This is a genomic window from Rossellomorea sp. RS05 (genome assembly GCF_039822645.1).
Taxonomy (GTDB): Bacteria; Bacillota; Bacilli; order Bacillales; family Bacillaceae_B; genus Rossellomorea; species Rossellomorea marisflavi_B.
In genome coordinates, this window is the sequence record NZ_JBDKWY010000008.1 from 188,005 (window position 1) to 198,551 (window position 10,547).

Sequence of the window (10,547 nt, forward strand, 5' to 3'; positions counted from 1 at the left end):
GCATCGGAACCAGCCGGGGATGGTGTGACAGGAGCTCCTGTTATAGAGCTAGGGTATAGACTAGTACCCGAAAAGGTCGGTATGGCGACATATCGATGAACTGGGGTGGCACCGCGATGACAGACTCGCCCCCAAGACCAAACGTCTTGGGGGTGGGTTTTTTTCATTTTTACTACGAATCGCGGGAGGAAGAATGATGAATAAGTGGAAATACCCAGCCATCCTGTTAACGGGAATCGGCATAGCGAATATCGGCGACTGGATTTACCTCATCGCCCTGAATCTGATCGTCCTCAATGAAACACAATCACCGATGGCCGTGGTGCTACTCTACCTATTAAAGCCGGCGGCCGGCATGGTGGTGAATGCATGGTCGGGAAGTCTCATCGACCGGGTGAATAAGCGGAACCTGATGATCATACTCGATTTTTCACGGGCTGTTTCAATTATTGTAGTGGTGCTAATGCCAATGTCCATTGCCATGTATGCGGTGGTGTTCTTCATCAATATGATGAGCGCTGTGTTTCATCCGGCAAGCAGGACGTATATGACCCAGCTGATCCCGAAGGCCAGCCGTCAACGCTTCAACGCCCTGAAAGGACTCATCGGATCGGGAGCCTTCATCATGGGACCGGCCGTCGCAGGCTTGCTCTTTCAGCTCGGAACGCCTCACTTGTCCCTGTTTGTGACGGCAGCAGCCCTGTGCGGGTCGGGTCTTATCACCCTGCTATTGCCTAACCTTGAACGGGAGGCTCTGGCCGATGCCGACATCGGCCGCTTTTCCTTATCGGCTGTGCGGGAAGATTGGAAGCTGGTGAGCACTTATACGAAACGGCATGCATCGATCATGCTCATTTACTTCCTGTTCAGTTGCCTGCTTGTCATGACCGCGGCCGTCGATTCCCTGGAAGCGGCTTTCTCGAAGCAGGTGCTCCATCTGTCCGACAGCACGTATGGATATATGGTCAGCATCGCAGGCGCCGGCTTCATCCTCGGATCCATCGTGAATACGGCATTTGCCCATCGCTTGTCCTATATGAAGCTCATGGGAGGTGGGGGAGTCGCCGTCGCTGCAGGGTATCTCCTGTATGCGTCTTCTGACACCATGGTGTGGGCGGCCACTGGCTTTGCCTTCCTATCCTTTGCCCTCGCATTTGCAAGCACGGGTTTTGAGACGTTCTTCCAAGAGAAGATCCCGGTGAAGATGATGGGGAGGATCGCGAGCATCTATGGACTGGCAGAGGGTGCCCTCGTACTGATTATGACCATCTCAATCGGAATTGGCGCAGAATTTGTGTCCATCCGGTGGGCCGTTTGCGCAGGTGCTATCATCATGCTCATCACGGCGATCCTGCTCCTCCTGTCCATCCGGCGGGAAAGCAGCCCCGCCACGTATGAAATCCACAGGACCGGGATAGAATGATGAACAATTCATTGACACCCAAGAAGAATCTCTATATAATCATCTAAAATATCTAAATGTTGAAACATTGATGGGGATCAGTAGTGAACATCGTGTCCATTCAGAGAGGGAGCCGCGTGGTGAGAAGCTCCTATGGAAAACATTCGTGAACCTGCCCTTGAGTTCTGGTAACCCCAGCGGTCCGATACCGTTATCATGTATGATGAGAGTAAAGCCTAGCTTTGAATTAGGGTGGTCCCGCCAGGAATGGTCCCTAATGAGAAGCGGGGCTTTTTTTGTTTCGCTGGAATTCATATTAATAAGGATGGTGTCAATTATGGCAAAGCAATTCGTACAAAATGTCACAGGCATGGATGAGGATTTCGCCCAATGGTACACGGACGTCGTGACCAAGGCTGAACTCATCGACTATTCAAGCGTAAGGGGCTCCATGATCATCCGCCCCTATGGATATGCCATTTGGGAAAATATCAAGGGTGCCCTCGACGGGAAGATCAAGGAGACGGGGCATGAGAATGTCTATATGCCGCTCTTCATTCCGGAAAGTCTGCTCCAAAGGGAAAAGGATCATATCGAAGGCTTCGCTCCAGAAGTAGCGTGGGTGACCCACGGCGGAGAAGAGGAGCTTGCCGAAAGACTGTGTGTCAGACCGACATCGGAGGTCCTTTTCGGAGAGCACTACAAAAACATCATCCACTCGTATCGAGACCTTCCAAAGCTGTATAACCAGTGGGCGAATGTCGTGCGCTGGGAAAAGACGACTCGTCCGTTCTTGCGGACACTTGAATTCCTTTGGCAGGAAGGGCACACCTGTCATGAAACCGATGAAGACGCCCTGGAGGAAACGATCAAGATGCTCGACGTGTATGCAGATATCTGCGAGAACATGCTGGCGATTCCGGTCATCAAAGGGCAGAAGACGGAAAAGGAAAAGTTCGCCGGTGCAAAATTCACCTATACGATCGAAAGCCTCATGCATGACGGAAAGGCTCTCCAGTCCGGTACCTCCCATCATCTCGGCAACGGCTTTGCCAAAGCGTTCGGCATCCAGTTCACCGATCGGGACGGAAAACTTCAGTACGTCCAACAAACGTCATGGGGCTTCACGACAAGGATCATCGGTGCCATGATCATGGTGCACGGTGACGACAGGGGGCTTGTCCTGCCACCGAAGATCGCGCCGACTCAAGTGATGATCGTGCCGATCGCCCAGCACAAAGAAGGAGTCCTCGATTTCGCCTATGATCTGAAGAGGCGCCTGTCCTCCGTCGCGCGTGTGGGGATCGACGCGAGCGACAAAAAACCGGGTTGGAAGTTCAATGAGTATGAAATGAAAGGGATCCCGCTTCGCCTGGAAGCGGGACCACGTGATATCGAAAATGGCCAGGTCATCCTGGTGCGCAGGGACACAGGGGAAAAGGTGACGGTGTCCACCGAGGGAATCGAAGAGACCATCACGGCCATCCTCCACGACATCCAGGAGAACCTGCTCAAAAAAGCCACTGCGCATCGTGAAGAAAAAACGAGCACAGCTGTCACCTTCGACGAGTTCAAGTCTCAAATCGAGCAAGGTGGATTCATCAAAGCGATGTGGTGCGGAGAGGAAGCATGCGAGAACAAGATCAAGGAAGAAACCACCGCCACCAGCCGCTGCATCCCGTTCGAACAGGAAAAGGTAGCCGACACCTGTGTGTGCTGCGGGAAAGAAGCGCGGGACATGGTGTACTGGGCAAAGGCGTACTAATTCCCCCAAACATTCGCCCTATTTTTCTTTTCTTTTTCCATCATAGTCTTTTTTTACCATTCTCGACATAGAGTTTGGTAAAGGGGGGACAACTTATGGATATTGAAATCATGATGGTTGTGTTGCTCACCGTTGCCGTCGTTACGCTGTTCCTTATCCTATTCAAAGTCAGCCGGATCCTTGAGTGGCTTGAGGAGAATGCGTTTCTTGGGGAGGAAGATCTTGAGGAGGAGCAGGAAGAGTGGCACGGATAATATCACAATTGTTAGATGTGACCGGGTATGCACCCGGTCGCATTTTTTGTTCAGGCTTATAGGTGCATTTTTATAATCCCGATTATTTAGATAAGAATTGTTGACTAAAAAGAATTCATGTACTAATATATCTATTGACTGACTAGTCAATCAGTAAAGGGGATGACTGCTATGACGGGAAAAGAACCTGATCGAAGAGAAGAAATCATGAAGGTCGCACTGGAGTTGTTCGCTGAAAAGGGGTACCACCGAACGAAAATCTCGGATATGGTGAACCGGGCAGGTGTTGCCCAAGGCACATTCTATTGGTACTTCAAGAGCAAGGCTGCCATTGCGACTGAAATTATCCAAAGTGGAGAAGAACGCCTGTTGGAAGTTGTCTCAAAAGGATATCGTCAGGTTCCCGGTACGGTACAGGATGCAGTATCAGCCTCACGCTCATTATTTATTGAACTTTTTCAATTTTCACAGGATAATCGCCATCTCATGGAGCTTCTGCTGAAAGGAATGGACACGGAAGAAACGGTGAAAGAAGCCGTATTGAAAGCAAGAAGAAGGTTGGAAGAGGGATTTCGACAGAATATAACAAGGGCCATTGACCTCGGGATTTTACCCGCCAATGACCCAACCCTGCAAGCGGCACTGTTGACAAGTCTGCTTGAAGGAATGCTTGAGCGTTGGCTGTTCTCTGAACACTCTGATTTAACAGGGAAAACAGCAGACGAGATGGCAAGGGAACTTGTAAGGTTTGAGTTTTTTGGATTACTAGGAATTTAAAGGAGTGTTTAACATGAAAAAATCACGATTGCTGGTTGTGTTAGTTGTACTTATGACAATGGCTTCCATCCTGAGTGCCTGTGGATCAAAAGCGAAAGAAGGCGCAATGGAAAAGATTAAGGAAGAGGGAACGATTCGCGTGGGGCTTATGGGAACCTATCAACCTTATAACTTCTTGAATGATAACAAGGAAATGGACGGATTCGATGCCGACATCGCCAAAGAAGTGGCCAAACGCCTTGACGTGAAAGTGAAATTTGTCACTCAGGACTTCTCCGGTATGATCGCGGGACTGAAAGCAGATAAATTTGACGTGGTCATCAGCCAGATGACGATCACCGATGAACGTAAGAAGCAGATGGCATTCTCTGATCCGTATATCACCAACAGTGTCAAAGTCATCGTAAAAGAGAACGATAAGGATATTCAGTCAGTAGATGATTTCAAAGGTCAAGATATCGGTGTAGGTCTGGGAACCAACGATGAGACGTACCTTCGCACGGAGCTTCTTCCGAAAGTAGGAGACTTTACGATCAAAACGTATGATGATGTATTCACTTCTTTGAAAGATCTGGATGCAGGCAGGATCGATGCTACGATCAACAACATGTATGCACTAAAACCGATTGTCGAAAAGAATGGATTCAACATCAAAGCAGTAGGAGAACCGATTAAATCCGACCAGGCGGGTATTGCTGCGAAAAAAGGAAACGAAGACATTATTAAAGCGATCAATCCGGTCCTTGCAGATATGAAGAAAGACGGAACATACAATGAAATCTTTAAAAAATGGTTTGGTGAAGAACCGGAAGATCAACCAGCCAGCTGAAAGGAATCAATCTAATGGATCTTGTCATTGCTAATCTCCCATTCTTGTTAAAGGGAGCGTATTATACACTTCTGATCACGGTTGTATCCATGTTCTTCGGCTCCATCATCGCCGTGGTGACAGCCATTGCGAGATTGAAAGGGAACCGTCCGGTACGATGGTTGGCAAGGGCGTATGTATCCATCATCCGAGGGACGCCCACTCTTGTACAAATCATTGTGGTCTACTATGGTCTCGTTGATTACGGGATCAACCTGAAACCACTGACGGCTGCCTACATCGCGTTGAGCATCAGCATAGGTGCTTATCTCTCCGAGACGTTGCGCGGGGCATTGCAATCTGTTCCAAAAGGACAGACCGAAGCTGCCTATGCATCGGGAATGACTCCATTTCAAACCATGAGGCGGATCATCCTGCCTCAGGCAATCAGGGTGGCGATTCCGCCTGCTGGTAATACCTTTATCGGCATGCTGAAGGAAACGTCCCTCGTATCCGTGATCACGGTCACAGAGCTACTCCGATCTTCGCAACTGCTGATAGCTCAGTATTATGTATATATGCCATTCTATTTGTCGATTGCCCTCATGTACTGGATCATGAGCACCGGATTTTCATTTTTATTGGAGAGAGTCGAGAAGCGACTATCAATCTATGTATAAGTTGGGGATAGCATGATAACAACAGATAAATTATCAAAACACTTTGGATCACTTGAAGTGCTGAAGGATATCAACTTAGAAATCAACAGGGGTGAAGTGGTGACGATCCTTGGTCCAAGTGGATCAGGGAAGAGTACCCTTCTCCGTTGCATGAACGGACTGGAAGAGTTGACTTCCGGGACTATGAGCGTCTGTGGTTTCACCGTGAGCAGCCAGCAAGATAAACGGGAGAAGCGCAACCGGATCCGTGATATCCGTCTTCACAGCGGAATGGTCTTCCAGCAGTTCAATCTCTACCCGCATAAAACCGCGCTCCAAAACGTGATTGAAGCATTGCTCATGGTGAAAAAAACACCAAAGGATGAGGCGGTAAAAAGGGGAGAGGCCCTTTTGAAACGTGTTGGCCTGATTGATAAGAAGGATGTGTATCCTTCAAGGCTGTCGGGCGGTCAACAGCAGCGGGTCGCCATCGCAAGGGCGCTTGCCATGGAACCCGATGTCATGTTCTTCGATGAGCCGACTTCAGCATTGGATCCGGAACTGGTGGATGAAGTATTGAGCGTCATGAAGGAACTGGCCCAAGAAGGAATGACGATGGTGATTGTCACACATGAAATGAACTTCGCCAGGGAAGTGGCGGATCGCATCGTCTTCATGGCGGACGGTAAGATCGTAGAAGAAAATGTTCCGGACCGTTTCTTCACCGATCCGATGACGGAACGAGCCAAGAAATTCTTGAAGATTAGATCATAATAGGAGTGTTTAGAATGAAAGTACAAACCACATGGCACGGGAAACGGGCGTTTACGGCTGTCGGCCAATCAGGGTACGAAATCAAGATGGATGCAACGGAAGCTTACGGTGGGGACAGCAATGGCGTCACCCCGACCGAAATGCTCCTTGCCTCACTTGCGGGATGCATCGGGATCGATGTAACCATGATCCTGAAACCCCATCTTTCTAAAATCGAGCGTCTGGAGATTGAAACGGACGGTGCCAGGAAAGAAGAACTGCCAAAAGGCTTTACCTCAATTGTGGTCACATTCTCCATCGACGGTGATATTGATGCTAAGAAAGTATGGAGAGCCATCAAACTGGGTAAAGAAAAATATTGCGCCGTTTCTGATACGCTCAAAGCGGACATTAGCTTTGAATTGATTCTGAATGGGGAATCTGCCCCGCAAGTTTAAAAATGGAATGTGGCTGGGACAAACGAGTTGTAGTCAGAGTAAAACCCGAATTCATTTGCCTGCGATAAAGCAAATGAATTCGGGTTTTTAATTTGTATCATGACCAGTTCTATTTCATTGGCTCTAGCGGTTGATTGGAGTGCAAGACGAAGACTCCAGCGGGAAGAGTAGCTAATGTGAGACCCCGCAGGCTTGCCGAGGAGGCTCACGGGCTACCCGCGGAAAGCGAAGGCTTGCACGGAAATCATAAGCGGTATAAAGAGCTTATACGAATTGTGTTCGTCATTAAATGGTACCTAGTTTGTTTTGCCCCACAAAAGAATGATACCGTTATCATCAACCGGAAATTCTTTGGAGCATTTGTAGTATAATAGTATCCAAAAGAGGGGTGATGGGATGACGGGACCACATTTTATGGCAGAAACAGAACGCTTGATGATCCGACCCTTCACCCGATGGGATTACGGGAATTGGCTGCAGTCACATCTCGACCGCCTGCCACCTCAGCATAAGTATGATGCCGGATATCAGGATATGTCCGGGTGCACGGAGCAGTGGTTCGCGGAGATGATCGGCAAGCAGGATGAAATGATGGCGAAGGATGAGGTCTATATTTTCGGGATCTTCCTGAAAGCGACGGGAGTGATGGTCGGCACCGTCGACGTCTCGACTCTCATGAGGTACAACTTCAATTGGGGAAGGATCGGCTATGTGCTCCATAATCAACATTGGCAGAAGGGATACGGGAAAGAATCCGTGGCTGCAACACTACGAATGGCTTATACCAAGATCGGGTATCACCGGATTGAAGCCCACATCGACCTCGACAATATCCCGTCCATCTCCCTGGTGGAAAGCGTCGGCATGACATACGAATGCACGCGGAAGGGGTTCATCTACGAGCGGGGGATGTGGCAGGATCAGCTCGTTTATTATCAAAATGCAGAATAAGAAAAGCCGATGGGGCAAGCCCATCGGCTTTCATGTGTTTACAGTCCCTCAATCGTGAGGTCTTTCACCGGAAGGAATTCCTCCTCGGTATCGCTGTACGTAATCTTGACCGTATCGTTTTCCCTCAGATAGATGGCAAGAGGGCTGATTTCAGATGAAACGATATAGTTCTTGCCGTTCTCCAATAGGAAGGAAACGACCGTGTAATCTCCGGATTTTTCTTTGTACACCCGGACGACTTTGCCGGAATCCTGTTTCTCTTCAGCCTTGGAGTTGTTATTCAGGCTTCCGGATCCTTTTTGAAGGGCGGTTTTGTACATTTTCAGCGCCTGGTTCGGCGTATCGGCGTACACGGCGATTTCCGGGTTTGCTGCGGAGACGATGAAATAGTTCTGCAGGAATCCATTGGAATCGAGTACAGGCGTCAACCAGCTTGCCTCACCATAGAAGTTATAAAGAACCGGCATCTTGCCGTCCCATTTCTTCTCGATGAATCGCTTCTGGATGATCTGCAGGGCACCTTGTGAATCCATATATGATTCTTCCAGGTTCCCGGTATAATAGGTAGCTTCTCCCGTACGGGCATTGGTCATGGAATACCCAAGCATGGAGTCTACGCCTTCTTTAGGAGACGTGAAATCTGTGAAGTAGTACATATCACCGTCTTTGTTGAAGACCGGCGTGACATTCGCTTCCGTTCCTTCATCGGATGGGAGCTTGACGTCGGATTTACCGAACTTGCTGTTCCAGAATCCTTTCACAAAATTCCCGAAGTAGCTGTTTTGAAGGCTGACGGTCTCAGGTGAGATGGCCCCGTCGATGAATGCAGGGATATCCTTGATTGGATAAGCTTTCGTATCTCCAGTCAATGCATCCACAAGGACAACGCCTTCCGCATCAAAACCGTTACGGGCAGAGATGAAGGTTCCATAAGTCCGGATGTAGAAAGGTTTCCCTTCGTCGTTCACTTCAAGTTGCACATCTCCGTAGAAAATCTTCTTCGGATACTTCATGCGGATGTGGCGCTCGATGGAACTACGCTGGCAGGATGCCTACCACCAGTTCAATACGGCGGAAAACGAGCAGCAGCTCTTTCACCAGGTTTCCGCATACTCGAAGCGTCTCGGCTTCGAGTACTGCTGCTATGGAATCCGCGTGCCGCAGCCGGGATCGCAGCCCTTGGTCGAGATCTTCGACACCTATCCGCCGGGCTGGATGGCGCACTATCAGGCGCGCAACTACATCGAGATCGATCCGACCGTGCGCGACGGGGCGGCGAGCCCGAACATGATCATCTGGCCCGACGCCGATGCGGCGGAGCAACCGTCGCTCTGGCGCGACGCGCGCGACTTCGGCATGTCGGTCGGCGTCGCGCAGTCGAGCTGGGCCGCGCGCGGCGTGTTCGGACTGTTGACCATCGCGCGGCGCTCGGACCGCCTCACGCCGGCCGAGATCAACAGCCTGACGCTGCAGGCCAACTGGCTCGCCAATCTCTCGCATTCGCTGATGGGCCGGTTCCTCGTGCCGAAGCTGTCGCCGGCCGCGAGCATCTCGCTCACCAAGCGCGAACGCGAGGTGCTGAGCTGGACCAGCGAAGGCCGCACCGCCAGCGAGATCGGCGAACAGCTCAACATCTCCGAGCGCACCGTCACGTTCCACATCAACAACATCCTCGCCAAGCTCGGCGCGGCCAACAAGGTGCAGGCGGTCGTCAAGGCGATCGGCATGGGGCTGATCCAGGCGCCGTAGATGTTTTCATTCAGATAAGAAGAAGGGGTATATTTCATTTCTTCTTTCATGAATTTAGGATTGGCGGTGGAGTCCGTTGCACTCAGCATGAAGTACCCCGGCGTTTTGTCACCTTTCACCCATTTCCAGAAGTCTGAGAATTCGACTGGGGCGATATAGACGTAGTCCCCGTTGACCTTCTGGATCTGCAGGTTTCCGAGTTCATAGTAGCTTGTATTCGGTACTTGACCGAATGCTTTTTTCATTTTGTTCCGGGCGAATTGAGGCGGCACGCTTGCAGGTGTCTCTGTCTCGTCAAATGCCTGGATCTCGGTTTTCGTTTTCATATCCGAGGATTGATATTTCTCATCCGCATTGAACAGGAAGGCGCTGAGGAAATAGACACCGACTACAAGACCAGCAAGAACGAGTACGCCTTTGATCATGCGCTCTGTACCGTAGGAGAGTGATGCTCCGGCGATAGCGGCTATGATGAAGAGGATCCAGACGCTGGTGAAGTTCTGGTCAAGTTTGGTCAGGTAGTAGAACAGGAATGTCGCGACGATGGCGATAATGAGGGTGGCGCCGAACACTTTGCCAAAAGACGGGTAGCCCTCTTTCTTTTTCATTTTCATGGCACTCATCGGGACGATCAGGATGGTGGCGGCAAGGCCGATGATGAGTGAGAATAATAGGATATTGCCCATGTTGTTCCCCTTTCTAGGTTCTTTGGTTGAGTCTATTGTATATACGGATGAGGCTGGGGGGAAGTTTCATTGTGATTATTTTTGTTCCCTGTGGTTGCATTTTAAATGAAAAAGCAGGGGTAAGGAGTTCGTTCCGTTTCGCTGCGGGTGGTCGCTTTCCGCGGGTCGGTCGATGAGCCTCCCTCATGAAAATTCAGTAGTTCTTAGTATTCCTCGGGTTTTCTCAAGTTTTCGTGGGGGTTCAAAAGAGGCGACATGGCACAATCAAACATATTCATCCATATT

General features: G+C 49.9%; 10 protein-coding genes and 2 pseudogenes. 10 read left to right on the top strand and 2 right to left on the bottom strand.

Going from position 1 to position 10,547, the window contains the following annotated elements; translation table 11 throughout:
- The first annotated feature begins 196 nt into the window (after nt 1-196).
- The 9 genes from ABJ225_RS18535 (at nt 197) to ABJ225_RS18575 (ending at nt 7,827) form a co-directional block, all read left to right on the top strand.
- Nucleotides 197-1,423, top strand: coding sequence for an MFS transporter (locus ABJ225_RS18535; RefSeq protein ID WP_286188108.1), 1,227 nt, complete (start codon nt 197-199; stop codon nt 1,421-1,423).
- 316 nt (nt 1,424-1,739) lie between these two features.
- Nucleotides 1,740-3,167 carry a proline--tRNA ligase gene (proS, locus tag ABJ225_RS18540; RefSeq protein ID WP_218245170.1) on the top strand — a complete coding sequence of 476 codons (1,428 nt, stop codon included), beginning with the start codon at nt 1,740-1,742 and terminating at the stop codon, nt 3,165-3,167.
- A gap of 95 nt (nt 3,168-3,262) precedes the next feature.
- Nucleotides 3,263-3,421: a hypothetical protein gene (locus tag ABJ225_RS18545; protein ID WP_218245171.1), complete on the top strand. Its 159-nt coding sequence runs from the start codon at nt 3,263-3,265 to the stop codon at nt 3,419-3,421.
- 171 nt (nt 3,422-3,592) lie between these two features.
- Nucleotides 3,593-4,198, top strand: coding sequence for a TetR/AcrR family transcriptional regulator (locus ABJ225_RS18550; RefSeq protein ID WP_258523310.1), 606 nt, complete (start codon nt 3,593-3,595; stop codon nt 4,196-4,198).
- Between the two features lie 4 nt (nt 4,199-4,202).
- Nucleotides 4,203-5,027 carry a substrate-binding periplasmic protein gene (locus ABJ225_RS18555; RefSeq protein ID WP_481900641.1) on the top strand — a complete coding sequence of 275 codons (825 nt, stop codon included), beginning with the start codon at nt 4,203-4,205 and terminating at the stop codon, nt 5,025-5,027.
- A gap of 14 nt (nt 5,028-5,041) precedes the next feature.
- A complete protein-coding gene (locus ABJ225_RS18560; RefSeq protein WP_048006850.1) occupies nt 5,042-5,686 on the top strand; it encodes an amino acid ABC transporter permease in 645 nt (214 codons plus the stop codon).
- Nucleotides 5,687-5,698: 12 nt separating this feature from the next.
- Nucleotides 5,699-6,439, top strand: coding sequence for an amino acid ABC transporter ATP-binding protein (locus ABJ225_RS18565; protein WP_347321302.1), 741 nt, complete (start codon nt 5,699-5,701; stop codon nt 6,437-6,439).
- Nucleotides 6,440-6,453: 14 nt separating this feature from the next.
- Complete coding sequence (locus ABJ225_RS18570; RefSeq protein ID WP_056533080.1) at nt 6,454-6,876, top strand: OsmC family protein; 423 nt, start codon at nt 6,454-6,456, stop codon at nt 6,874-6,876.
- Nucleotides 6,877-7,290: 414 nt separating this feature from the next.
- Nucleotides 7,291-7,827, top strand: a complete 537-nt coding sequence (locus tag ABJ225_RS18575) for a GNAT family N-acetyltransferase (RefSeq protein WP_286188109.1) — start codon at nt 7,291-7,293, stop codon at nt 7,825-7,827.
- Between the two features lie 38 nt (nt 7,828-7,865).
- On the opposite strand, the pseudogene ABJ225_RS18580 reads toward ABJ225_RS18575, so the two are convergent.
- Nucleotides 7,866-8,858: pseudogene (locus ABJ225_RS18580) on the bottom strand (hypothetical protein); the annotation flags it as partial.
- Here ABJ225_RS18580 and ABJ225_RS18585 point away from each other — a divergent pair.
- Nucleotides 8,857-9,576 carry an autoinducer binding domain-containing protein gene (locus tag ABJ225_RS18585; RefSeq protein ID WP_015877499.1) on the top strand — a complete coding sequence of 240 codons (720 nt, stop codon included), beginning with the start codon at nt 8,857-8,859 and terminating at the stop codon, nt 9,574-9,576. The pseudogene ABJ225_RS18580 and the gene ABJ225_RS18585 overlap by 2 nt on opposite strands.
- Here the strand turns inward: ABJ225_RS18585 and ABJ225_RS18590 are convergent.
- A pseudogene (locus ABJ225_RS18590) lies at nt 9,576-10,262 on the bottom strand (hypothetical protein); the annotation flags it as partial. The gene ABJ225_RS18585 and the pseudogene ABJ225_RS18590 sit on opposite strands and share 1 nt — an antisense overlap.
- Nucleotides 10,263-10,547 lie beyond the last annotated feature (285 nt).